Source organism: Ruegeria sp. C9 (assembly GCF_056537585.1).
This window is the reverse complement of the sequence record NZ_JBQFRU010000003.1, coordinates 70,842-94,504: the sequence shown is the minus strand read 5'-3', so window position 1 is coordinate 94,504 and position 23,663 is coordinate 70,842. Positions and strand designations below refer to the sequence as shown.

23 protein-coding genes and 1 tRNA gene are annotated in these 23,663 nt (G+C 54.6%); 7 read left to right on the top strand and 17 right to left on the bottom strand.

What is annotated here, in order from left to right; genetic code table 11:
• Positions 1 to 86: 86 nt before the first annotated feature.
• Positions 87 to 1,484 (bottom strand): FAD-linked oxidase C-terminal domain-containing protein, encoded by a 1,398-nt coding sequence (locus ACR0NE_RS08755; RefSeq protein ID WP_170594393.1) that lies wholly within the window; start codon positions 1,482 to 1,484, stop codon positions 87 to 89.
• Between the two features lie 27 nt (positions 1,485 to 1,511).
• Positions 1,512 to 2,498 (bottom strand): 2-hydroxyacid dehydrogenase, encoded by a 987-nt coding sequence (locus ACR0NE_RS08750; protein ID WP_170594391.1) that lies wholly within the window; start codon positions 2,496 to 2,498, stop codon positions 1,512 to 1,514.
• Positions 2,499 to 2,673: 175 nt separating this feature from the next.
• Here ACR0NE_RS08750 and ACR0NE_RS08745 point away from each other — a divergent pair, with 175 nt between their 5' ends.
• Complete coding sequence (locus tag ACR0NE_RS08745) at positions 2,674 to 3,156, top strand: SH3 domain-containing protein (RefSeq protein WP_480459646.1); 483 nt, start codon at positions 2,674 to 2,676, stop codon at positions 3,154 to 3,156.
• A 27-nt stretch (positions 3,157 to 3,183) separates the two neighbouring features.
• On the opposite strand, the gene ACR0NE_RS08740 is transcribed toward ACR0NE_RS08745, so the two are convergent.
• Positions 3,184 to 3,693, bottom strand: a complete 510-nt coding sequence (locus ACR0NE_RS08740; protein WP_170594389.1) for a ferritin — start codon at positions 3,691 to 3,693, stop codon at positions 3,184 to 3,186.
• A gap of 370 nt (positions 3,694 to 4,063) precedes the next feature.
• Between ACR0NE_RS08740 and ACR0NE_RS08735 the strand changes: the two genes are divergently transcribed.
• Positions 4,064 to 4,138, top strand: a tRNA-Gln gene (locus ACR0NE_RS08735).
• A gap of 182 nt (positions 4,139 to 4,320) precedes the next feature.
• Here the strand turns inward: ACR0NE_RS08735 and ACR0NE_RS08730 are convergent.
• The 3 genes from ACR0NE_RS08730 to ACR0NE_RS08720 all read right to left on the bottom strand — a co-directional run bounded on the left by ACR0NE_RS08730 (position 4,321) and on the right by ACR0NE_RS08720 (position 6,542).
• Positions 4,321 to 4,539 (bottom strand): hypothetical protein, encoded by a 219-nt coding sequence (locus tag ACR0NE_RS08730; RefSeq protein ID WP_170594387.1) that lies wholly within the window; start codon positions 4,537 to 4,539, stop codon positions 4,321 to 4,323.
• Positions 4,540 to 4,659: 120 nt separating this feature from the next.
• Entirely contained in the window at positions 4,660 to 4,803 is a 144-nt protein-coding gene (locus ACR0NE_RS08725; RefSeq protein ID WP_170594385.1) for a hypothetical protein, read from the bottom strand.
• A 404-nt stretch (positions 4,804 to 5,207) separates the two neighbouring features.
• The gene (locus ACR0NE_RS08720) at positions 5,208 to 6,542 is read right to left on the bottom strand and encodes a tetratricopeptide repeat protein (protein WP_170594383.1); all 1,335 of its coding nucleotides are present in this window, start codon (positions 6,540 to 6,542) and stop codon (positions 5,208 to 5,210) included.
• A 78-nt stretch (positions 6,543 to 6,620) separates the two neighbouring features.
• Here ACR0NE_RS08720 and ACR0NE_RS08715 point away from each other — a divergent pair, with 78 nt between their 5' ends.
• The 4 genes from ACR0NE_RS08715 to ACR0NE_RS08700 all read left to right on the top strand — a co-directional run bounded on the left by ACR0NE_RS08715 (position 6,621) and on the right by ACR0NE_RS08700 (position 10,310).
• Positions 6,621 to 6,875 carry a hypothetical protein gene (locus ACR0NE_RS08715; protein ID WP_170594381.1) on the top strand — a complete coding sequence of 85 codons (255 nt, stop codon included), beginning with the start codon at positions 6,621 to 6,623 and terminating at the stop codon, positions 6,873 to 6,875.
• Positions 6,876 to 6,885: 10 nt separating this feature from the next.
• Entirely contained in the window at positions 6,886 to 8,352 is a 1,467-nt protein-coding gene (gene gntH / locus ACR0NE_RS08710) for a guanitoxin biosynthesis MBL fold metallo-hydrolase GntH (RefSeq protein WP_480459580.1), read from the top strand.
• 14 nt (positions 8,353 to 8,366) lie between these two features.
• Positions 8,367 to 9,347: a CobW family GTP-binding protein gene (locus tag ACR0NE_RS08705; RefSeq protein WP_170594379.1), complete on the top strand. Its 981-nt coding sequence runs from the start codon at positions 8,367 to 8,369 to the stop codon at positions 9,345 to 9,347.
• 165 nt (positions 9,348 to 9,512) lie between these two features.
• The gene (locus ACR0NE_RS08700) at positions 9,513 to 10,310 is read left to right on the top strand and encodes a transporter family protein (RefSeq protein ID WP_170594377.1); all 798 of its coding nucleotides are present in this window, start codon (positions 9,513 to 9,515) and stop codon (positions 10,308 to 10,310) included.
• Positions 10,311 to 11,367: 1,057 nt separating this feature from the next.
• Here ACR0NE_RS08700 and ACR0NE_RS08695 read toward each other — a convergent pair.
• The 11 genes from ACR0NE_RS08695 to ACR0NE_RS08645 all read right to left on the bottom strand — a co-directional run bounded on the left by ACR0NE_RS08695 (position 11,368) and on the right by ACR0NE_RS08645 (position 23,060).
• Entirely contained in the window at positions 11,368 to 11,640 is a 273-nt protein-coding gene (locus ACR0NE_RS08695) for an NAD-dependent epimerase/dehydratase family protein (protein WP_170594375.1), read from the bottom strand.
• Positions 11,637 to 13,475, bottom strand: a complete 1,839-nt coding sequence (locus tag ACR0NE_RS08690) for a glycosyltransferase family protein (protein WP_170594373.1) — start codon at positions 13,473 to 13,475, stop codon at positions 11,637 to 11,639. The genes ACR0NE_RS08695 and ACR0NE_RS08690 overlap by 4 nt, the downstream gene beginning before the upstream one ends.
• A gap of 535 nt (positions 13,476 to 14,010) precedes the next feature.
• Positions 14,011 to 14,463 carry an SRPBCC family protein gene (locus ACR0NE_RS08685; RefSeq protein ID WP_170402067.1) on the bottom strand — a complete coding sequence of 151 codons (453 nt, stop codon included), beginning with the start codon at positions 14,461 to 14,463 and terminating at the stop codon, positions 14,011 to 14,013.
• Between the two features lie 102 nt (positions 14,464 to 14,565).
• On the bottom strand, positions 14,566 to 15,174 hold the full coding sequence (locus ACR0NE_RS08680; protein WP_170594371.1) for a nucleotidyltransferase family protein: 609 nt from the start codon (positions 15,172 to 15,174) through the stop codon (positions 14,566 to 14,568).
• Positions 15,167 to 15,949 carry an XdhC family protein gene (locus ACR0NE_RS08675; protein ID WP_170402073.1) on the bottom strand — a complete coding sequence of 261 codons (783 nt, stop codon included), beginning with the start codon at positions 15,947 to 15,949 and terminating at the stop codon, positions 15,167 to 15,169. The genes ACR0NE_RS08680 and ACR0NE_RS08675 overlap by 8 nt, the downstream gene beginning before the upstream one ends.
• Positions 15,946 to 17,127: a VWA domain-containing protein gene (locus tag ACR0NE_RS08670; RefSeq protein ID WP_170594369.1), complete on the bottom strand. Its 1,182-nt coding sequence runs from the start codon at positions 17,125 to 17,127 to the stop codon at positions 15,946 to 15,948. Before ACR0NE_RS08670 ends, ACR0NE_RS08675 begins: the two co-directional genes overlap by 4 nt.
• Positions 17,124 to 17,999: an AAA family ATPase gene (locus ACR0NE_RS08665; protein ID WP_170594367.1), complete on the bottom strand. Its 876-nt coding sequence runs from the start codon at positions 17,997 to 17,999 to the stop codon at positions 17,124 to 17,126. The genes ACR0NE_RS08670 and ACR0NE_RS08665 overlap by 4 nt, the downstream gene beginning before the upstream one ends.
• A 46-nt stretch (positions 18,000 to 18,045) precedes the next feature.
• Complete coding sequence (locus tag ACR0NE_RS08660; RefSeq protein WP_170465120.1) at positions 18,046 to 20,475, bottom strand: aerobic carbon-monoxide dehydrogenase large subunit; 2,430 nt, start codon at positions 20,473 to 20,475, stop codon at positions 18,046 to 18,048.
• Positions 20,472 to 20,966: a (2Fe-2S)-binding protein gene (locus ACR0NE_RS08655; protein ID WP_170392521.1), complete on the bottom strand. Its 495-nt coding sequence runs from the start codon at positions 20,964 to 20,966 to the stop codon at positions 20,472 to 20,474. The genes ACR0NE_RS08660 and ACR0NE_RS08655 overlap by 4 nt, the downstream gene beginning before the upstream one ends.
• 12 nt (positions 20,967 to 20,978) lie before the next feature.
• Positions 20,979 to 21,833, bottom strand: coding sequence for an FAD binding domain-containing protein (locus ACR0NE_RS08650; RefSeq protein WP_170513581.1), 855 nt, complete (start codon positions 21,831 to 21,833; stop codon positions 20,979 to 20,981).
• A gap of 111 nt (positions 21,834 to 21,944) precedes the next feature.
• A complete protein-coding gene (locus tag ACR0NE_RS08645; RefSeq protein WP_170420487.1) occupies positions 21,945 to 23,060 on the bottom strand; it encodes an MHYT domain-containing protein in 1,116 nt (371 codons plus the stop codon).
• Between the two features lie 184 nt (positions 23,061 to 23,244).
• Here ACR0NE_RS08645 and ACR0NE_RS08640 point away from each other — a divergent pair, with 184 nt between their 5' ends.
• A complete protein-coding gene (locus ACR0NE_RS08640; RefSeq protein ID WP_170594365.1) occupies positions 23,245 to 23,595 on the top strand; it encodes a tetratricopeptide repeat protein in 351 nt (116 codons plus the stop codon).
• Positions 23,596 to 23,663 lie beyond the last annotated feature (68 nt).

Genomic DNA, 23,663 nt, shown 5'->3' with positions numbered 1-23,663 from the left:
GAATAACCTCGGAATCAAATACTGCTCTTTCCCAGATCATTCACCTAAAATTGAGGCGCTGTTATGGCCGAGCCCAACAATCGCGGTCAGAGTACCTTGCCCGGATTCATGATGTTATCGGGATCCAGCGCTGCTTTGATCGCCGCCATATAATTTGTCGCCGCACCAAGTTCTTTCACCAGATAGGGGCGTTTACCCTGCCCGATTCCGTGTTCTCCGGTACAGGTGCCCTCCATCGCAATTGCAAGATCATTTAGCCAACCGACGAATTCCTCTGCACTTGCGACCTCTTTTGCGTCATCCATGTCGATTAACAGAAGTGTATGGAAGTTACCGTCACCAACATGACCCACGATCGGGGCCAGCAAACCCAATTCAGCGGCATTATCCTGTGCGGCGGTCACACATTCGGCCAAACGCGAGATCGGAACACATACATCCGTAGAAATGCCCCGCGCGCCTGGGCGCAGTTGTAGGCTGGCCCAATACATATCGTGCCGGGCCTGCCACAGCTTGTTGCGCTCATCGGTTGTCGTAGTGGTGGTGATATCGCTGCCACCAAATTCTTCCGCGATTTGGCCAAAGGTCTCTGCCTGTTCCGCTGCACCGCTGTCCGAACCGTGAAATTCCAGCAGCAGCAGTGGCGTTTCTGGCAAATCCAGTCCCGAATAAGCGTTTGCAGCTTTGACCGACATCTGATCCAGCAATTCGATCCGCGCAACCGGAATACCATACTGAATAGTCATCATCACAGCCTGACAGGCTGCATCCACCGATGGAAACGAACAGCGGGCTGAACTGATGGCCTCGGGGATACCCTGCAATCGCAATGTGATTTCGGTGATTATTCCCAGCGTGCCCTCGGCACCGATTAGCAAGCGGGTCAGATCAAAACCCGCCGAAGATTTTCGCGCACGATGCCCCGTGCGGATCACTTGCCCGTCCGGCATCACGACCTCAAGGCTAAGCACATTGTCTTTCATTGTCCCATAACGCACAGCATTGGTGCCAGACGCGCGTGTCGCGGCCATGCCACCTAGCGACGCATTCGCGCCCGGATCAATCGGGAAGAACAACCCCTGATCCCGCAGATGGGTGTTCAATTCGGCTCGGGTGACACCCGGTTGGACAACGCAATCTAGATCACCGACATTGACCGCCAATATCTTGTTCATCTGACTCAGATCGACGGATATGCCACCAGCAGGAGCGTTCACATGACCTTCGAGCGAGGTGCCTGTTCCGAATGGGATGACTGGCACCTTGTGCTCGGCACAGGTCCTGACGATATCGGCCACTTCTTCGGTTGAATGCGGGAAGACGACTGCGTCCGGACTCTGGTTTTCAATCCACGTTGTCGTGTGCCCGTGCTGCTCGCAGATCGCAGCACCAGATTGCAGCCGGTCTGCGAACCTCTGCTTCAAAATTCCCAGCGCCGTGTCGATCCCGGCCTCGTTTCGCGGCAAAGCGGTTGCCTGCACCATTGCGTTCCCCTTTTCTCAGGCCACAGCCTAAAGCATTGCAGGCACAACCTGATCTGGCGGGCGATGACCGTCTTCGAAGGTCTTGATGTTGATAATGACTTTCTCACCCATCTCGATCCGACCCTCAAGCGTAGCCGAGCCCATATGGGGCAGCAGCACCACATTCGGCAATTGCCGGAGGCGCGGGTTCACATCCGTGCCCTGTTCATAAACATCCAGACCAGCGCCTGCGATCTCACCGGCGCGGATCATGCGTGTCAGGGCGTTCTCATCGACGACTTCACCGCGTGATGTATTCACGATCACGGCCGTGGGTTTCATCAATTTCAAACGCCTCGCATTCATCAAATGAAAGGTCGAAGGGGTCGACGGGCAGTTGATCGAGATGACGTCCATCCGCGCCACCATCTGATCAAGACTATCCCAGTAGGTCGCCTCCAGTTCCTGTTCAATCTCGGGGCGCAACCGGCGGCGGTTGTGATAGTGGACCTGCATTCCAAACGCGCTGGCACGTCGCGCAACGGCCTGCCCTATCCGGCCCATCCCAAGAACACCCAAGCGGCGACCACCGACCCGGCCACCCAGCAAGGCCGTCGGGGCCCAACCGGCCCAATCGCCCTTTTGCATCACACCTAACCCCTCGGGGATACGTCGTGTAACCGCCAGGATCAGAGCCAAAGTCATATCTGCAGTATCGTCAGTTAGTACTCCTGGTGTGTTCGAGACAAGGATCCCGCGCTGCCTCGCCGTCGCCACATCAATATTGTCGACACCGGCACCATAATTGGCGATCAGTCGCAATTTCTCACCAGCCTGCCCCAGGATACCGCCATCAATTGTATCGGTTATCGTCGGAACCAGCACATCTGCTGTGTTCACTGCCGCCACCAGCTCTTCGCGAGTCATGGGATCGTCGGTGTCACGCAGTTTTACATCGAAAAGCTCGCTTAGCCGTGTTTCCACCGCTTCGGGCAACCGTCGCGTAACGACAACACTCAGACGTTCTCTTGGCACCTTGACCCTCCTACCGCTTTGCAAACTGCCGCGCGCCATGGCATCGTGGCGCAGGATTACACGGGGCACAAGAACCCCTTGGGCATCGTCTCAACCTTTTTTGCATACGATCCACAGGCATAAGAGCAGACAGGCAGTGAGTGCTAGTTTTTCAGTGAATCGCCATTTTGTGGTGTTGATATCGGTTTTCCTGCTCGTGCACGGCGCAGTGGCCGTGTCCGCGCAGGAAAAACGCGGTCCAGTGACGAATCTACCGCTTCCACGATATGTCTCGATGAAAGCCGCCGAGGGTAATGTCCGTCGCGGCCCTTCGCTGACTCACCGAATCGATTGGGTGTTCAAACGCCGTGGCATGCCGCTGCAGATCACGGCCGAATATGGAAACTGGCGCAAGGTTCAGGATCGCGACGGTGCCGGGGGTTGGGTGCATTACGCGCTGCTTTCAGGTGTGCGGACAGTCCTAATCGAAGCCGACTTGCTGCCGGTTTACGCGATGCCCGATCCCAAGTCGCAGGTGAACGCGCATTTTGAAACCGGCGTCGTCGCCCGGCTTGAAAAGTGCTCACCCGATTGGTGCCGCATCTCGGCAGGCGGCTATCGGGGCTGGACCCTGAAAAGCAATCTTTGGGGGGTCGACCCCGCCGAGATTCGGGAATGACGTGCGTGCGCGACAGCGCCGACTGAGCTACTCCGCGCCTGCAGCGCTGCCGCGTTTTGCCAGTTCCTGATCCAACAACAGCAGGTTCCATCGGTCCCCGCTGGCCGCCTTGGCCTTATCCAGGATCGATGTGAACAGGTCTTCTTCCTCTATCTGTTCGGCCAGGAACCAGTTCAGCATATTCTGTGTGCTGTATTCTTTGACCTCATGCGCCAGCTCAAACAACGCGTTGATCTGGCCCGTCACGGTTAGCTCCTGCGCCAGCGCCTGCTCCAGTACATCAACGGGTGATTCATAGTCCGTTTGCGGTTTTGCGATGCCGTCGAGATTTACCCTCCCACCCCGCTTGGCGATAAAGTCGAATATACGCATTGCATGGGTTTCCTCTTCGGCAGAATGCCCCCGAAACCAACTGGCGAATCCAGGCAGATCCTGCGCCTCAAAATAAGCCGACATCGCCAAGTAGGTGTACGAAGCGTGGAGCTCATTGTTGATCTGCTTATTCAATGCTTCTGCAACTTGCGGGTTCAGTTTCATTGCTCGCTCCTTTTTCGTGCTGGTTAGCGGACTTTATCTAGCTAGGTCCGAAGCCAAAGACATTCAACTAATAAAGGTAATTTTTATCTCTATTAATCAATAATTTAATCAAATTCTTGTGCTATTGAAACGCAGTCGCAGGAACGAGCGTTGTGGCGCATTGCGGATTGTATCTCGCGACCGCAAAACCAAGGATTGCCAGTTGGATTTTCGTTTTAGAGATCTAGCTTCGCCTCAAACAATCGCCTGACCCCTACTCGACCATCCCGACGATCCAACCGCCATCAAACTAAATTGCATATCCACATCAAAATTGTCCAAAAAAGCCCTTGAACCCTGAAAGCAACAGTCGTAGATAGCCGCTCACCGTTGGGGTGTAGCCAAGTGGTAAGGCAGCGGTTTTTGGTACCGTGTATCGTAGGTTCGAATCCTACCACCCCAGCCATGATTTCCCGGAAATCACATACCGAGAAGTTGCACGCCGATTATAGCGTGTTTTCAGCGACTTAAGATCCAGCAATTTCAACTGAGACCCGAGCGTGTGCGCAACAGTGGTCGATTTCCGACCACAGTCCCAGGTCGCGATTCCGACGGTACGAGTTTGGTGTGTTTCGGAGAGGCGGCAGATCAGAGGGCAGAGAAGCGCTTGTGTTGATATGACCAGATCACCGGGAATCCCGACTTGATCAGGTAGTCCATTGTCAGGCCATCAGTTTGTTCGCCTGAATCGATGGCATCCAGAGCATCAGGCACCAGCATGGCCAGATCGACCACATCCTGCACCCGGCGTTTGGAGCTACCTTCTTCTTGAACGATTTCTGAGAAAGCTCTGCCATCATTGATCATCGCCAACCACCGGCGCGCCTTCACAATCCGGTAGACTGTGCTTTTGTCAGATCCTGATCGCTCAACAATATGTCCTGACTTGCGCATCATCGAAATCGCTGCGCGTGCTGAATGCGGTTGTTAGCCAAAGGCGTTCCGCATCTGCGCAATCGTGGCACCTGCCTTGCGGCACAGCTGTTTCTGTAATTGTTGCTGACGCGTCAGTTTGTTTCGCGCGGATTTGGCAGGCGATTTATTGATTTCTGTATCGGATGAAGCTGTCATTTATGTCTCCACTCTAAGGACACAGGCTGATCCTGCGCCCTGTACTGAGCGGAGCCCGGCTGTTCCGGGCAAATATTGGCGATTTCAGTACCGCTTTCTTACGGACCAAAGTCCAGACAATTTCGGCAGATAGAGCCACTACCGCCATTAGTCACTTTATGAGTTCTAGCTGATGCAGCAAATTGGCCACCAAACTGCCGTTCGCTGCATCAGCAACACTGCGCCTCATGAGCGGCGGCTATGCGCGGCAGGCAGACTCTGCAAGTCTGCAATGTCCACCCTCAATCCACAAACGGCGTAGTCCGGTTCAATCGCCGATTTTATCGGCATCTTACCCTTTCGAAGCGGAACTATTTGAATAGATTTTGACGCTCTTTTCGAGGCAATAGTCGCGATACGTTTCGTCAGTATCTGCTCAGTGCCTCTAGTATTATGTTCCGCGTATTGATGTCGTTGTGGAAAATCCTGTCGGCGAGAAACTCGGACGGAAACTCAGGCCATGTCCTGCGCATTTCAGCAACGAGCCGTCGTGCTTCTTCTGAATTTCCTAACTGATCGTGCGCAACGGCTTGGAACAAGAGCGAAGGAGCACTGACTGGCGCTCCAGCAGCTGGCGCTCCCTGAAAGGCTTCAACAACATTTTCGTAGTTCCCGAGCATAAGTTGCGAGACGCCCCAGATGTTTCTCGCACCAAACCTACCGGATCCTGATTTGGGTCTATCCGGGTTGCTAACCTCGGCAGAGAATTCCGGGGCGTTAGCCAAGATGGCGGTGATACCTGCAAGGTCGAGAATATGGCCATCATTCGGCGCCAGTTCGACCGACATCCTTGCGTATTTCAATGCCTCGTTTGGCTGGTCTTTGACAGCCAGCACCCAACCGTTTGCGCTGTTTGCCCAGGCGTCGGCCGGGGACAATTGAAGCGCTTTTCCTGACATTTCTGAGGCTTGATTGAAGAAATCATCCCTTTGTGCTTCATCCGGCGACAACACCGCCAGGATCGCCAGGACCTGCGCTGATCCGGCATAACCGTCAGACAGGGCCGGGTCGAGTTCCATCGCGTGCTGGAACATTCCCAGTGCTAATTGCTGACGCTTGACATCAAAAACGGGAAAAAACATGCCTCGGGCTTGGTCCGCAAGGTTGGCCGCCTGGAGTCTTGTCAACGAATGCTCTCCCAGTGCTGCACGTTCTGCTTTCTCGATGGATTGAGTCGTTGGAACAACCTCCCTGTAATCCTGGCTCATCCAAGTGCCAAGCACAGCGACTAATGCAAGAACACCCAGTCCGGCTGGCAGCAATTTCAGCGAACGCCAAAGGCCAACTGGATTGTCGATCTTCAGTTCACTTGATGTTCGGTCTTCGATTGTAGGTTCGTAGGAAAACCGCGGCTTGTATCCGCCAGGGTCAACAAAAATGCGAACACCGTCACCGTCCCATTGTTCTTCGTAAAACGCGTGTAGCAGTCGACGTAGCCGCCTGGCTTCGACGCGAACGAGGTTTTGACCGCCAGTGCCATCAATGCGACGCTCATAGACCTCCACAGCGATAGCTTTACCTCGTATCTGGGGACCACGACCCGCGATAGCTTCCTCGACTACGTATGTAAGAAACTGCTGGAGACGGGGCGAAGCTTGAAACTCGTCGCTCGATACAACGCGTTCGAGTGCTTCCCGGACAAGATCCGGCGACGGCTGCTCAACATGTTGATCTATCGGCAATTCATTGGCTTTGTTCAAGGCAAACTCACCCCCAACTCACGGTGACTCACTTGGCGTGCGCGGTCAACCGCACTCATTTCGATGTGAGAATAGATAGTGGGAGCCGGGATTTATCCAGTGGCGGTGGACCTGACAAAAGAAATTGCAGAACTGTCCGAGGCGTTGTCAGGGCGTATCGAAACGGATGCTTTGCTCAAAGAGGTTATCGAAGACCTTAAGAAAGCTTCCGAGCTGTTGGATGACGTTTCGACCCCAGCTCAAGAGCGTGCGGAATGGGCCCACATCAGATCTGAACTCGTGAACGAGCTTCGCCGGATGGTGAAGCGCAATCTTCGTAACACTTTTAACTGAGGACCGAACCATGACCAAGGAAGACAATGGGAAAGATCTGGAGAACAAACAAGTTCAGGCGACAGACCAAATTGAAGACCCCTCACGTCGGAGTGTTCTTAAGGGTTTAGCCACTGGAGCTGCCGCGACAGGGGCGGCTGGGTTTGCGGCGGGGAGTGCCGAGGCCCACGAAGGAGACGGCCCGCTGGGAGAAACACTCAAGAACCCATACGGTGGGCGACCCGCAGGTGGTATCTCTTTGCCAGAGTATTTCCGCCCGACCAAATACATGACAGGCTCAAACGCGAACTATTTTCCACTTAGTGAGGAGTTGGGACCAGATGAGATGCGCATCTCATTCTGTGGCTCGACACCCTATCCGCCGCGCGAAGATCAGGCGGGTACGTGTATCATGGTAGAGTTGGGAAATGGAAAACGGTTCTTCTTCGACTTTGGATCCGGTTGTGTCCGCAATATCATTGCCATGCAGGTGCCGGGGCAGCTGATCAACGACATCTTCATCTCTCACCTGCATGTCGACCACTATGCCGACATCCCTTACATATACCCTTTCCGGGCCTGGTCAGGAGGGTACACTCCACTTCGTATTCACGGCCCGTCCGGTCGGACACCCGAGCTTGGCACAGCTGGGATGGTCAAAGGCATGCAGCAGATGCTCAAATGGCACCTTGAAGCATTCGATGTGTTCCCAATTGGTGATGGCTATGAGATCGAAGTCAACGAGTTCGATTTCAGCCAGGAAGGTGGCATCGTTTATGACCAAGACGGTGTGACTGTTCGGTCCTGGCCGCGCAGCCACGCCAAGGACGGCGCAGTTGGGTATCGGCTCGATTGGAATGGTCTGAGCTTTGTATGGACAGGCGATGGTCGCCCGGATGAGCTTTCACGGAAATACGGCGAAGGTGTTGATGTTTTTGTAACCGAAATGTCGGGACAGGACATTGGTCAGTTGATGACCTACAAATACGGTATCCCACAAGATCTCTTTAACTACACTATCGATACGCATCACACCTCCCACTATGCCGTGGGTAAGCTCTTTGCTGACACAAGGCCGCGTTTGGGAATGGTGACACACTATACCCAGGATGAAGACATCGACGCTGAAATGCTGGCTGGTATTCGCGCCCACTATGACGGTCTGTTCCAATGGGGTCTCGATGTAGCCGTTGTGAACGTGACCAAGGATGCAATCTGGTACAGGAAAGCTGCACTGCCCGGAAAATCCGGTACAGTGCCACCATTTCGTGAACTGGCTGCGGCGGCCGAGGCCGGGCGTATTGAGCTTCCGGATGAAATCACATTACCGAACCCAAGACTCACTCGCGCAGACCAGCAAGACCAGAAGTATCGAGATATGGAGATCGATCCACGCGAATACTACCCAACTGACGTTTTCCGAGCACCCGGCGGGGACTGGCCGCAAGACTTTACCATCAGAGTTTCGGATGTAATCGGCTCGCGTGATGAAGACTGAGAGGAGATCGAACAATGATTGAATTTGGTTCGACTTCTGCGATCCCTGTTACGATCCTTACCGGCTTTCTTGGAGCCGGTAAAACAACGCTTCTGAACCGCATCCTTACCGGTAATCACGGATTACGAGTGGCAGTCCTGGTGAATGACTTTGGATCAATAAACGTAGACGCCGACTTGGTGGTTGGCCTCGAAGATGATGTCATGAGCTTAGCTAATGGGTGCGTTTGCTGCTCGATACGAGATGATCTGATTGAAACGGTAGAAGCTGTTCTCGCTCGGCCTGAGAAACCAGAATACATCGTCCTTGAGGCAAGCGGAGTGTCGGATCCATCATCAATCGCCATGACGTTTACGGATCAACGGTTCCGGGACATGATCCGCTTGGACAGCATTATGTGTCTTGTCGATGCGGAACAGCTATTTGCTGCGCCAGAACAAATGGAATTGAAGCTTCGTCAAATTGCGTTCTCGGACATGGTTATTTTGAACAAGGTTGATCTTGTCGACAGGGCCACAGTTCAGAAGGTGCACGACTGGCTTGGCTCTCGCTTCCGTCGCTATCGTCTTGTCGAAGCTGTAAACGCAGACGTCCCTCTGGACATACTTCTTTCAGTCGGTCGCTTTGCCGCCGAACAGCTCGAAACAGAAATACCCGATCATCACGAACATGGGCCAGATTGTGGTTGCCACCACTCTGATCACTCAGACAGCTTCTCAACAACTATGATGAAAGCTGAACGCCCAATAAGCCTGTTTTCCCTCCGGAGTGCAATTCGGAAGCTTCCGGGCGACGTTTATCGCCTCAAGGGTTTTGTTTTCAGCGAGGAGGATCCAGATCATCGCATTCTTGTTCAGGTGGTTGGAAAACGAATGGACATCGCACGGGATGGTGCTTGGGGTGACCGCAAACCCGAAACAAGGCTTGTCGCAATAGGCGCACCGGGGGCGCTCTCCGAGGATGTGCTTTCGGACACGCTTATGGAGACAGTCTGAAAGCCAGTTTCGACCAAGTATTTTGGCTAAAAGTCAACCAGGTTGGATAAATTCATCCAGTTCGGCGGCCGCGGACTGTGAGTGCGCCATTGACGTCATTGCCAATCTGGCGATTTCAAGTGCAAGCCACCCATGAGAAAACGGCCAGTTGAAAGGAGACCGCCTATGAAACTAAGGTTGCTACGCTGCTCCATACTTGCCGGGGTTGGTGTCCTTTCTGGTACTGCGTGGGCAGAGTCCCAGGAAGAAGAACTAGCAAAGCAACTTGCTAACCCAGTGGCTGCTCTCATTAGTGTGCCATTCCAGCTGAATTATGATCAGAATTTGGGTGCCGACCGAAATGGTTCGCGTTGGATATTGAACGTACAACCGGTTATTCCCTTTGATCTTACGGACGATTGGAACCTCATATCCCGAACAATTCTCCCAATTGCCTCTATAGATGGTAGCTTTCCGGGTTCTGGATCCGAGAATGGGCTAGGAGATACCGTTCAAAGCTTATTTCTTTCGCCCAAAAAACCAAGTGCGGGCGGTTGGATCTGGGGGGCTGGACCCGTTTTTCTGCTGCCAACGTCGACAGATAACAGCTTAGGTCTCGGAGAGTGGGGTGCTGGAGTTACCGGCGTGGCACTCAAACAACAGGGTCCCTGGACATATGGTGGCCTGACAAATCACATTTGGGACATTGATGGTGACACCGACATCAACCAGACGTTCTTACAGCCATTTATTTCCTACACAAATTCGAACGCGTGGACGTTCACTATAAACACTGAGTCCACCTACGATTGGGAAAACGATCAATGGTCTGTGCCAATCAACGGTGTTGTCACCAAAGTTACCCAACTCGGGGATCAACTTATTAGCGTAGGCGGGGGGATACGCTATTCGGCCGACGGCCCCGATAGTGGGCCCGATGATTGGGGCGCGAGACTTGTAGCTACCTTGCTGTTTCCCAAATAGTTGAACCTTTCCTCAGAGAATATCGCTTACCGGATGCAGGCATTGCGCGGATGAAAGCGAACGGCAGATTGTCCGCATCTTGAAAGTCATCATGCCTGGATTTGAATGTCCGCTTTGGGCTGCAGACCTGTCTAATGCGTCCGCAGCGCTGAACCGTTGTAGCAATGGCCGATAAGGGCACTCTCCCGCCGTTCTCTGCGGTGGGCATCGATTTGAAGTATAAGCCCTCACCTGCCTTTGATTCCACCTCTGCCATTCGTTCATGCAGCATGCCACAACCGCGCATTCCTGACATTCCAAATCCAGTGTTAGGTGGCAGGTGAGCGGACCAAAGCTGCCGTTCAGCTCGAATCAGCGGGCCCACGAATTTGGCTCCGAGCCGACATCCATAAATGACCTCAAATGCGGCGAACGTAGCCCACTTTGCTGTTATGCATTGCGATGGTGGAAATGCTTCTTCTACGAGCGACTGTAAAGCGAACGAACTGCCGTGAATTTCGCGCAGGAACTCATTTCACCCGTAGGATTTGGTGAAACGGCTCTATCTGCTTTTGATTGGTTTAAGCCGTTGAATTCGAAGACCCATACGGTTGCGCATGGTCTTGATGGTGTGACGTTTATCCACATCGCATCAAATGAAGTCTGGACGCTGACTCTTTTCCCGACGATGAAGTACGAGTTGTCTACGCACGGTTCCAAAAACCTAGAAGATCACGGAAGTTGTATTCGGGACGGAGAGTAACTTACGTCACGTTTCAAAACAGATCGATGGTGCGCCCAATCCGATAGCATAGATTTAGCCGTAGACTCCATTTCGGCTGCGGCTAATATAGTTCTTAAGCCATGCACCAAGTGATAATGCGCCTGCCGTACAGCTTTAGGCGGCCGACTTAACTCTTGTGGTTGGTTAGTAAGTCGGCCGCCACAAACCAACCGCGGAAAACCGACGCCACTCCAACGTCCGTTTCTGTACCACGCTTGAGGATCGTGAAATCCATGGCTGTTTGTTTCGAGAGGGTAAGAAACAAAGCGAGAAAAACGCTACCGCTACTTTTTTTCATACCATTTTCAGAAAGAACAAAATTTTTTTACATTTTCCCAACGCAATCGTGAGGTCAATTACCAGGATGGTGTGGATGCCAGAATGTGGTTCTGCAATTACCTTTTCATCACCAATGCAAGCTTCAACAAAAACTGCCGATTCTGGTAGATTTCCACAGACACCCGTCATCAAGTTGTCAAGGATCACGACAGAGTCGCCTTGGTCCAGAAACTCCCAGGCGATATGGCTGTCGACGTAGCCAGCGTCTCCGGTGATGAGAACAGTCACGAAGCAACCACGGATTGTCCAATGCGGTCAGGCCGACATACTGCTCGGACAAACCGTGGCAACTCAATTTCCGGCCTATCCATAGTCACATAATCGACGGCGTAATCTGCAGCGGCTTTAGAGCGCATTTCGTATTGATCGGATGCTTGAAGAATATATGCAGCTGCTTCGGCCGCAGTATTTACTCGTTCAAGATCCGGGAAGACTGACTCGGGAGCCCCAAAAGGTGCCATCATGGGCCAATTCCGTAGAACCGGTATAGCACCAGTAAGCATGCCTTCGACGAGACTCTCATGACTACCTTCTCTTTGGCTCGTAGATAAAACAAAGCCGATCGACCGGTACCAACTAGCAATGTCGTTTGTATACCCTTCAACTGAAACGCTATCTCCAAACTCAGAAAGTCTTTTCTTGAAATTGAGTTGATATTGCGCTTCAGAGTCCGATACATCGCTACCCCAAGGCTTTCCAACGAAACGAAGCCTCCAGGATGGATCATGCACCTGAAGTTCTTTGAGTATGTCGAGAGCGAATATTGGGTCCTTGTTTGCGGAAGCGTATTGCGTCATACCCAGGGTCTTTTTTGATAACGTCTCGCGCGTTATAAAGTTGAAATTCGACACATCTCTAATATTGGGAATGACATTTGTAACGGTGTCCAAAAGAGCCTTCTCACCCACCAGCGCAGTCAACACCTTACGAATTTGTGGCGCAATGAATACTAACCCATTGATCCTGCGAAAGTTCGCGATCAGAGGGTATGCCGTAAATGCTTCGTAGCTGTGTAAACGAACTATCAGCGGCTTTTCTTCCTGCAAATAGTGACTCATCCAGACAGCGCCCTCCGTCAGCCACTCACAAAAAACGATATCAGCCCAACCAACAAGGTCACTCGCTAACGGATTGCGGTCTGCCAGCGCTTCGCGGATAGCGGTCGCAGAGGGTCGCCCGGCGATGCTCTTTGTTTGGTACGAAATACCCAGTTTGCGATCCGTATTGGGAAACGCCTGCCTGATAATTCCAAAATCGAGGTAACGCACTTCAAATCCATCGTCCTCGAGTGCCTTCGCAGCCAGCGGAAAAAAGTTCCAGTTGTCAGAGACGACCAACACCTTTTTGCACTCGACGGGGGAACCACCATGCGCGCCGCCAACCTGCCCTGCCCTTATAAGGTCCTGCAATTCGATAGGGAAAGAAGCAACGGCGGGATCACCTTCCTGTACGGTTTGTATAAACCTCTGAAAAACTTCGGGAACCAGAAGAGGATGTCCACCCTTGTAAGGCACACCGAACTTCAGTTCGTGCACCAACCACATATTGAATACACTTCGGCGAGAATTTGCCTCTTCGGCCACACCAAATTGGTCCAACAACTGAATGAACTTTTGGAAATGGCTACGATCCTCGAACGCATTACTCAACACGCCGATCACTGCAAAAGACAGTACCTTGCGGCGGCGGCGCGATTTCAAACGCGAAAGAGCGTCCAGCGACTGTTCGGCATCAAGTTGCAATGCCTTGACCACGGCCAGTGCTTCGAACGTTGCATCAGAACACAACCTGCGGGTCTCAAGTTTCCGTTCGACTTCGTGAACAAGGTCTATTTCCGCTTCTGCAACTAAGTCTGCCTTTCCTGCTCTCACGTCCGCGGCCTTTGCTTTAGCAAGAAGCTGCGCGCCATTCCTCAGCGCTGGATTACAATTCAACGCCTTCAAAATCGTCCCCGACGCTGAACGAAAGTTCTTCTTCTCGAGAGCGTGTTTTGCCGCAGAACGAAGTTTACGTGCTTCGACGTACTTTCTTGGGTGTGTCAGTCGAAAGATTATAGCATGCAATGATGAACTAAGGTGAAGACTGAAGGGCAATTCGAACCACCGATCTGGATTGTATCAATAGATACGCAGAACTATTCTAGGAAAGCGCATCAGTGCAACCGGCGATCCCCTTTATTCAACTGCTATGCCGCATAGTTGCCATACCATTCTAACGCAGCGTTGTTGAACTCAGAACTTCAATCGTATCAGAGGCACACGTTCAAGACGCAATCGTTTCCAACCAGTACAAGCCCCGGCACATGACGTTGCTATACAACGACTTGGACACACAATTTAAACCACCGGCTTTTAACTTGAGACAAATCTGGCAGCCCTAAAGTGGTTCCAGCATTCTTCTGGTGAGAAGAGAGCGCAGATCTCTGAGAAGGCGTCGAACATTTCAGTGAATGTCCTTGCTCCAACGCGATCTGGCTTGGCCGAGACAACTGGCGGGTTGCGGGTAGACCAGGCAGTTGCGCAGGCGGTACAAGTTACCTTTCTGGTCGTTCGCGGGTGGAGCAAGCTTACAGAACCGCTTCATCCCCACCCATTAAGATTAAATCATCGCGCCTTCATTCACTACATCAGCGAAGGACTTGAAGAATTTTCCTGCGAGCTTCTTGGCTGTGCTCTGGATCAAACGACTGCCGAGCTGAGCCAGTTTTCCGCCAATCTCGGCCTTTGCTTCATAGCGCAGGATCGTTGTGTCGCCGTCTGCACTCAGCGTCACATCTGCGCCACCCTTTGCATGACCAGCGGTACCACCATTGCCCTGACCAGACAGCGAGAATGCATCAGGGGCGCCGGTCTGGTCCAGGGTGACATTGCCTCCGAACCGCGCCTTGACGGGCCCTACTTTAAGCAAGACCTTGGCCTCCAGTTCAGTATCAGAATGCTTGATTAGTTCTTCACAACCCGGGATGCATTGTTTCAACACCTCGGGATCATTCAGTGCCGCGTAGACGCGATCTTTCGGGGCGTTGATGATGATTTCGTCCTTCAGTTCCATAGGCTTGTCCTTCTTAGCAACAGGGAAATCTTATGTTGTCTGCTTGTTCAGTGGTCATTTCGAGCGATTTAAGACGCCTGCGCATCCAGATCAGAAGTCGGCTCATGAGATCGGCTCTTTCGCGGTTTCCAAATGGGTCGCATAGTCATCCGGGGTATCGACATCGGTGTAGAACCCTGGCGATGGCAGCGTAGCGGCTTGTACATGTTCGGGATGATCGCGCGTGAAGCCCAAGCAGCCGGGGCGTGCGGGGTTTTCCAGCAATCGCCGGCGCAATAGCTGCGAGATAGTAATTGGATTGCCTCGTGCGCCGTTATGGACAGGTATCGTCACTTTAGTCGCATCACCTGCAACGTGAGCCGCAATCAGATCTTGCAGATCCTGAGTGGTCAATAGCGACTGATCACCCAAGCCGATCAGAAGCAGATGGGCGTCAGGTGCACAATGCAATCCCGTGGCAACCGAGCTCTGCTGGCCGCTGGTGAAGTTTGCATTGTGAACCAAAGAAACAGCTAGCCCTGATAATGCCCGGCGCACGGCGCTCGCCTCATGTCCTGTTACCACCGTCAGGTCAGTATCAATGGCGCCTAAGTAAGCCATGGCTACACGGCGGATCATCGGCAGGCCGTCTATTGGTAATAGCAGCTTGTTTTGCGCCCCCATGCGACGGGAAAGACCGGCGGCCAGAAGGATCGCGGCAACATCAGCCATCGGCAAGCCCCACAGTCTGCCGTCTGACACGGACTAACTGCGCAAGGATCGACAGCGCTATTTCCTCGGGCGTGACCGCCCCCAGGTCCAGACCCGCCGGGGCGTGGACGGTGTTGATGGCCTCGGGAGTTATGCCGGCGGTCTTTAGTTTTTCAGCCAGTGTCGCGAATTTCCGAGCGCTTCCGACGAAGGCAACATAGTCGGGCAAATCTGTCAGTACGGATTTGAGCGCGTCCAGATCTCCTTGGCCTTGCGTCGCAATGACAACGAAGCGTCGTCGATTGCACGTCGTATCAGTCGACGTGGTGCCAGAAACCGACCAGTGGAATTGCGGTGCCAGGGAACCAAGCGCTTGGGCCACAGGGGATGCGCCAAGCACGACAAGTTCGGGCATTGGCAAACAGGGCTCGATAAAAATGTCGACGGTGCCTTTTGACGGGCAACCATTGCGCGCAAAGCGCGTCCCGTCGATCTCATCCCCCGCTATCACGCCCATTTCTTCCAGGAGTTCCTCGGGCGCGACAGAAACCAGTTGCGGCTGACCGGCGCGCAAAGCCTCTACCGCAGCGCGTTTGACCGCGCCACGCGTGCATCCGCCACCAAGCCATCCATGCAGGATTGTCCCGTCCGCGCTGAGCAGCGCTTTAGCACCCGGCTTGGCCGCCGTCGCCCCCGCAGTGCGCACGATTGTCGCGAAGGCGAAAGGTTCTTGCCGGTCACGCAGGTCTTGTGCCGCATCGGCAAGGTCCGTGTCTAGGATCTCTGCCGGACTCATAGCGTCACCAATTTTGGTTCCAGGGCGGCAAGATCGGCAAGGGTGTTGGCCGGTTGAAAAAGGTCGAGATAAGGCAAGGCCGCAGCCATTCCGCCAGCTACGGGCGCGTAGTCGCTCCAGCCCTTCAATGGATTGAGCCAGATGATCTTACAGCCGCGTTTTCTCAGCTTCTCAAGCGCTGCTGCCAGGATTGCGGGTGGCTCGGTATCATAGCCGTCCGACAGGATCACTACGACAGACCGGCCATCTACAAAGCGCCGCGCATAGGTATCGGCAAAGCGTTGCAACGATGGCCCGATCTTTGATCCACCGCCGAAGCCATCTGCCATCAGCGACATCCGACCAATTGCACGCAGTGCGTCTTTGTCGCGCAATGCTTCAGTGATGCGAACCAGCCGTGTGTGAAAAAGATAAGCGTCGGCATCTTTGTCAGCGCGCATCAGCCCAGCGAGAAAAGCAAGGAAAACTTGTGCATAGACGCTCATCGATCCCGATACATCGCAAAGCGCTACGATTTTGCGGCTGCGATCTGGGCGAGACTTGCGCAAGAGCTGCAGAGGTTCCCCTCCTGTCGCAAGGCTCAGGCGAATGGTCTTGCGAAAATGCAGGCGGTCGCCTTTGCGGGCGGCGATCCGACGGCGCGAACGTCGGTCGCGCAAAGCGGCACCGATGCGACGCGCAACTGCTTCGGCCTCTGCGATATCATCCGCGCGGACCAGATCACGCAGATCGCGGCGGCTGAGATTGCGTTGCTGAGTTGCGATAAGTTTACCGGTGCCGTCGCTGTCGGCCTCGCCGTCACCGGAATCAGGAGCGATGGCGCTGCCCGATGCGCCCATATCCTGACCCTTGGCTTGACGAGAGGAATGCACGTTATCGCTGAGCGCAGACTGCGCCTTGGGCACGGCCCTTTGCTTCACCCGACCGGAAGCCATCCAAAAACCATCGAAGAGGCCGTCGAACCGTTCGGCCTCATCCTTGCATCCTGTGCAGATGGCCCGCAACGCGCGACGGCTTTCATTCGGGACAGCGGCATTGACCTCGCCGAGGGCACGCAAGGCAAGCTCTGCCTCTGCAACACCTAGGCGAAGGCCGTTCTGGCGCAAATGCGCAATGAACCCGGCGACACGGGCCGCTGGCCCCGGATCACGCGCCGCAAATTTGGAAACCCGGCTCATGCGGCCTTCCCCGCGATGCGGGCCGCGACTTCAGCGGTGATCTGTGCCTGATCGCTTTGAGTTTTCAGCAGCGTGGTTAAGGTGGAGTGCAACACGGTTGGATCGTCGGTCAGATCCGCAATCCCGAGTCCCATCAAGGCGGCAGCAAAATCGAGCATCTCAGCGATGCCGGGCGTCTTTTCCAGTTCCTCCTCGCGAAGCTTTTGTACAAAGCCTACGACTTGCGCGCCGAGACGTGCCTCAATCGCAGGGCAGCGGGCTTTGAGGATTGCAAGTTCTGTCTGTCGGTCCGGATAATCGACATAGGTGTAAAGGCAGCGACGACGCAGTGCATCGGATAGATCGCGTGTGCCGTTTGAGGTCAGGATCACGATCGGCTTACTAGAGGCCGTGATGGTGCCGAGTTCTGGCACAGTCACTTGATAGTCGGCCAGAACTTCCAGCAAGTAGGCTTCGAATTCCACATCAGCGCGGTCAATTTCGTCAATCAACAAAACAGGCGGCGTGTCCTGGGTAATGGCGGCCAATAGAGGGCGTTCCAACAGGAAATCACGGGAAAAAATACGCTCTTCAACGCTTTTGCCCGTCTCACCATCTTCGGCGGCGGCGCGGATCGTCAGCAATTGCCGCTGGTAGTTCCATTCGTAGATGGCCTGAGCGGCGTCAAGCCCCTCATAGCATTGCAGTCGGAGCAACTTGGTGTCGCGCGCATCGCTCAGGGTGCGCGCAACCTCTGTCTTACCTACGCCTGCGGCGCCCTCCAGAAGAAGAGGCCGCTCCAACGTCAGCGCCAGATGGAGAGCAACTGCTAGGTCGTCGGATGCGACATAGCCCTGCCCTTCAAGAGCGGATTGTAAATCGGTCCAGGTCATGTGTGTCTCCGGGCAGAGCGGAACGTCTCCGCCCTGCCTTTCGCCTTTAGCCGTGCAGGCCAAGCTCATTGGCGGTCTTCCAGATCCGCCAGTGATCATGTGGCATGTTGGTATGCCGCAGACCAAAGGCCCGAAACGCATCTTGCACCGCGTTGGAGAAGCATGGCACCCCGCCCACATGCGGACTTTCGCCCACGCCCTTCGCACCGATGGGATGATGTGGCGACGGCGTGACGGTGTAGTCGGTCTCGTAGTTCGGAACCTCCCATGCGGTCGGCAGGAAGAAATCCATCAGCGTGCCCGTCTTCACGTTGCCCTGATCGTCATAGGCGATTTCCTGGCCCAAAGCGACGGCGAGTGCTTCGGTCAGGCCGCCATGCACCTGTCCTTCGATGATCATCGGGTTGATCCGGGTACCGCAATCGTCCAGCGCGTAGAAGCGGCGGATGTCTGGCACGCCTGTATCCACATCAATATCCATCACGCAGACATAGGCACCGAACGGATAAGTCATGTTCGGCGGGTCATAGTAGCTAACCGCTTCAAGCCCTGGCTCAATCCCTGGAATGGCCTGATTGTAGGCGGCGAACGCGATTTCTTTCATAGTCTTGAACCGCTCGGGTGCTCCTTTGACCACGAAACGGTCGACGTCGAACTCGACGTCATCGTCATGCACTTCCAACAGATAGGCCGCGATCATCTGCGCCTTGGCGCGGATCTTGCGGCCAGCCATGGCCGTAGCCGCCCCGGCAACCGGGGTCGAGCGCGAGCCGTAGGTGCCCAGACCATAGGGCGCGGTATCGGTGTCGCCCTCTTCGATGGTGATGCTATCGGCAGGTAATCCGATCTCGGAGGCCAGTATCTGTGCGAATGTCGTCGCGTGGCCTTGCCCCTGCGAAATCGTTCCAAGCCGTGCAATTGCAGAGCCCGTGGGATGGATGCGAATTTCGCAGCTATCGAACATGCCGAGACCCAGGATATCGCAATTCTTCACTGGGCCAGCACCCACGATCTCAGTGAAGAAACTGAGACCGATTCCCATAAGCTTGCGCGTTTCGCCCCGTTTGAACGCCTCTACACGCTCGGCCTGTTCCTTGCGCAATCCCTCGTAGTCGACGGTGCTGAGCGCTTTGTCCCATGCAGTGTGATAATCGCCAGAGTCATATTCCCAGCCAAGCGCGGCCTGATAAGGGAATTGCTCTTTCTTGATGAAGTTGAGCCGGCGCAAATCTGCCGCGTCCATGTTCAACTCGATCGCCAGCACCTCGATCATCCGTTCGATGAAATAAACCGCCTCTGTCACGCGGAAGGAACAACGGTAGCTGACCCCGCCCGGCGCTTTGTTGGTGTAGACGCCATCAACCTCAAGGAATGCGGTCGGGATGTCGTAAGATCCGGTGCAGATATTCATGAAACCCGCCGGGAATTTGGTTGGGTCGGCGCAGGCGTCAAATCCACCATGGTCCGCTGTCACATGGCAATGCAACCCGGTGATCTTGCCGTCCTTGGTGGCAGAAATGCGGCCCTTCATCCAATAGTCGCGGGCAAAGGCGGTGGTCATCAGATTGTCCATCCGGTCTTCGATCCACTTTACCGGTTTGCCGGTGACGATGGAGGCGACGACCGAACACACATAGCCCGGATAGGCCCCAACCTTATTTCCAAACCCGCCGCCAATATCGGGAGAGATCACACGGATATTGTGTTCCTCGATCCCGGAAATCAGGCTGACCACAGTGCGGATAGCATGAGGCGCCTGGAACGTGCCCCAAAGAGTCAGCTTGCCATTGACCTTGTCCATTGAGGCGACGCAGCCGCAGGTTTCCAGTGGGCATGGGTGCGTACGGTGGTAATACATGGTCTCTTCGGCAACGACCTCGGCATTGTCGATTGTCTCGAATGTTGGATCCTTGTCGCCCGCTTCCCACGTGAAGATATGGTTGTGGTGCTTTCGAGGACCATGTGCTCCATCGATTGGTTTGCCATCCTCGCCCACGGTGTCTTCACGCAGAACTATCTGTGATTCCATCGCCTTGAACGGATCGACCAGAACCTCAAGCTCTTCGTATTCGACTTCGACGGCCTCGATTCCATCTGCCGCCGCATAGCGGTCTTCGGCGACCACAAACGCCACTTCCTGGCCTTGAAACAGAACCTTGCCATCGGCCAGAACCATCTGCTTGTCGCCGGCCAGCGTCGGCATCCAATGGAGGCCGAGCGGTTCAAGGTCCTTGGCGGTCAGCACAGCGAGAACGCCGGGCACTTCAAGCGCTGCCGCCGTATCGATGTTGGTGATCCGTGCGTGAGCGTAGGGAGAGCGGACGAAATCTCCAAAGAGCATCCCGTCAAGCTTCACGTCATCGACGTAGTTGCCCTTGCCTTGAGTAAAGCGGGCATCTTCCACCCTTTTGCGCGAACAGCCCATGCCCTTGAGGTTCGCGGTGCGTTCCTCACGATCTGGTGTCATGTCATTCATTGGGCCGCCTCCTTGGCTGCATTCATCTCGGCCGCTGCGGCTTTGATAGACTTCACGATGTTCTGATACCCGGTACAGCGGCAGATATTACCTGCCATGCCAAAACGGATCTCTTCCTCGGACGGGTTCGGGTTCTCTTCGAGCAACTTTGCCGCGCGTGTGATCATGCCCGGTGTGCAGTAGCCGCATTGCAGCCCGTGATGTTCCTTAAACGCCTCTTGCAGCGGGTGCAGCGCGTCAGGCCCACCGATGCCTTCGATGGTTGTGATATCCTTGCCATCGGCCTGCGCCACGAACATGGTGCAGGACTTGACTGATTTGCCATCAATGGTGACGGTGCAAGCGCCACAATGGGAAGTCTCGCAGCCAATATGCGGGCCGGTGATGTTGAGCCGCTCGCGCAGCGTGTAGATGAGAAGTTCGCGTGGCTCGGCAAGGAATTCCTCTTCCTTGCCGTTCACCGTGATCTTGTAGTGTTGTTTCTTTGACATCGGACGATCTCCTCACGCACGCGACCAGGCGCGCTCAATGGCGCGGGTTAGAATGATACCTGCCACGTGTTTTTTGAAAGCGACGGGACCGCGGTTGTCCTCGGTGGGGTCAATATCACCGAGCATGGCGGCCACAGCGGTCTTAATGGCATTTGCATCGACGCCGGTGCCAACCAGAGCGGCCCCAGCCGCCTCGGAAAAGACCGGTGTGTCGCTCAGATTGGTCATTGCAATCGAGGCGGAGGCACAGGTGCCACCTTCTTTCACGATCTGGACTGCAGCAGCAGCGGTAGCATAATCGCCAATCTTGCGCTTTTGTTTTTCATAGGCGTAACCGCCATGCGGCGTTGGGATGGTGACTGCAGTCAACACTTCTTCGTCTTCCCGAGCGGTCATGTAGGCGGCTTCGTAAAACTCGCGGGCAGCGATTTCGCGTTCCCCGTCAGGACCCTCGACAGTGAAACGCGCATCCAGGCACTGCATCAGGCCGGGCATGTCATTGCCGGGGTCGCCATTGGCCACGTTGCCACCAACTGTACCCATGTATCGGACTTGCGGGTCTGCGATCTGAAGGGCAGCTTCGCGCAGAATCGGAGCGGCGTCAGCCAGTGCGTCGTGATCAATAATCGCGTGCTGGGTGACCATCGCACCGATGCGAATACTGTCACCTCCGATCTCGATATCAGACATGCCGCCAACATCCTGAAGATCGATCAGATGCGGCACATCCGCCATCCGCAGCTTCATCATCGGAATCAGGCTGTGCCCACCGGCCATGACGCGGGCATCATCGCCATGCTCTTCCAGGATCGACAGCACACCGGCCATGTCCTTGGGTCTGTAGTATTCGAATGCCGCTGGAATCATCGGCTCTCCTCCCTTCAAGCAAATGTTCTGGCTGAAAGGATCACTGCATGCGCTTGGATGGCGACGCTTCAGTAAATCAACAAAAAACAGGTATTTTGCACGAAATGCGCCCTAGGTCGCACGAATTGCGCCGACCTGCGATGCAAGCGCATCCTGAACCGTCTTGAGTTTGGATCGACTGACCGGCGCGGGTGGCAAACCATCCCCGTCGAACAGGCATCGACCCTTATCTTTGGTACGCTCAAACCGCGCCACGCGCTGAGGATTGACAAGGTAGCTGCGGTGGGTCTGGAGAAATCCGGTGGGCACCAATCGCTTGGCGGCCTCGGTCACTGGCCAGACACAAAACAACCGATCCGTTTCGGTGTAAACTTGGGTGTAGTGCCCATCCGCGCGCAAAAACAGAACATCTTCGGCAGAGATGAAGACCTTTCCACCATCCCGTTCGCAAGGAATTTGCAGCAATGGTTTTACATCCACGGTCGCTTCTGTTGGCTCCGGGTCTTTCCTCGAAGGTCCTGGCAGGTAGGTCACGCTGACCCACAAGCAAGCACCAAATATGATGAAACTGAACAGGATTACGCCAATGGCCAGCGTCTCATTGCTCATCAACGGGCCAAACTCAACCCCACTTGGCACCGCGACGAAACGGGTGCTCGCCAGAGCAAGAAAATGAACGGTGCAAACCGCCGCTGCAAAACACAAAGTGCCGAGCAAAATGTTTCTGTTTGTTCGCTGCCCGTAGGCAATCGCGAAAGCCAGCATACAAAGCGCTATTGCAGCAATCGAGGACAAGATGACGCCACTGGGCGTATACACTGCCCGGCAAAGCTCCAAGCCAGCCATGCCAATATAGTGCATCGCCAAGATGCCCAACCCAACAACGCCTCCTGCCATCGCAATCGTGGCGCGGTTGCGTTCGGTGAAATGCAACAGAATAAGCGCAGCTCCGACGAGCAGGATCGCGACAAGGGCAGACACAAGTGTGATTGCAGCGTCGTAATAGAACAGGATCGGCATCTGAAGCCCGAGCATGGCCACGAAGTGCATGGCCCAGATTCCACCGCCAAGCGAAACAGCCGCAAGAGCCACCGAGGCCTTCTTTTCAAAGACCGGCTTCGTCGAAAGATCTCGCGTCATCGACAATCCTGTAAACCCTGCCACGAAGGCAACAATGCAGGACATGGCGACGAGGAAACTGTTGTGGCTGACGTCGAGAAACTCCATTGTCGCAAATTGGCTAAAAAGTATGCGTTTGGCAAATGGATCAACGATGTCGGACGTTCAAAGAGCGGTTACACATTAGGCGATGCACAGCTCCGAAGCATTCGTGCCGAGGTGGCTAACAGTTGCGCCCAAACTTTGGCGCGACCTGAGCGAATACGCATCACGGTTTTTTCCAAACCCAGGCATGAGTTTTGCGGACATACATGGCGCGCTGGCTCATGCAATGGCAGGGGAAGGGGAACGCCTTGCGGTTCTGACCGAAACAAGCTTGGGTTTTGCGGCAGATCTTGTTCGCCCGGTGGCCCGTGCTTGGGGTGCGATTGCGCGACAAGATTGGACGGATGCGCTGCGACAGCTGACACCGGTCATGGCAGATCACGCTCGTCTGGGTGGCAGCCGCGCACAGCGCGACCTTTTGGAGTTGACTTACCTGAATCTGCTATTGAAATCCGGCCATATTCAAGAAGCTCATCGAACGATTACAGCGCGACGCCCGATCTTCAGTCATACTGCGCCCGTTGCAGGCTTTGTCTGAATTCACAAAGCTCTAGTTTATCAGCTCTTCTTACCCCTCCTTTAGCTAGGCTGCGCACGACCGGAATG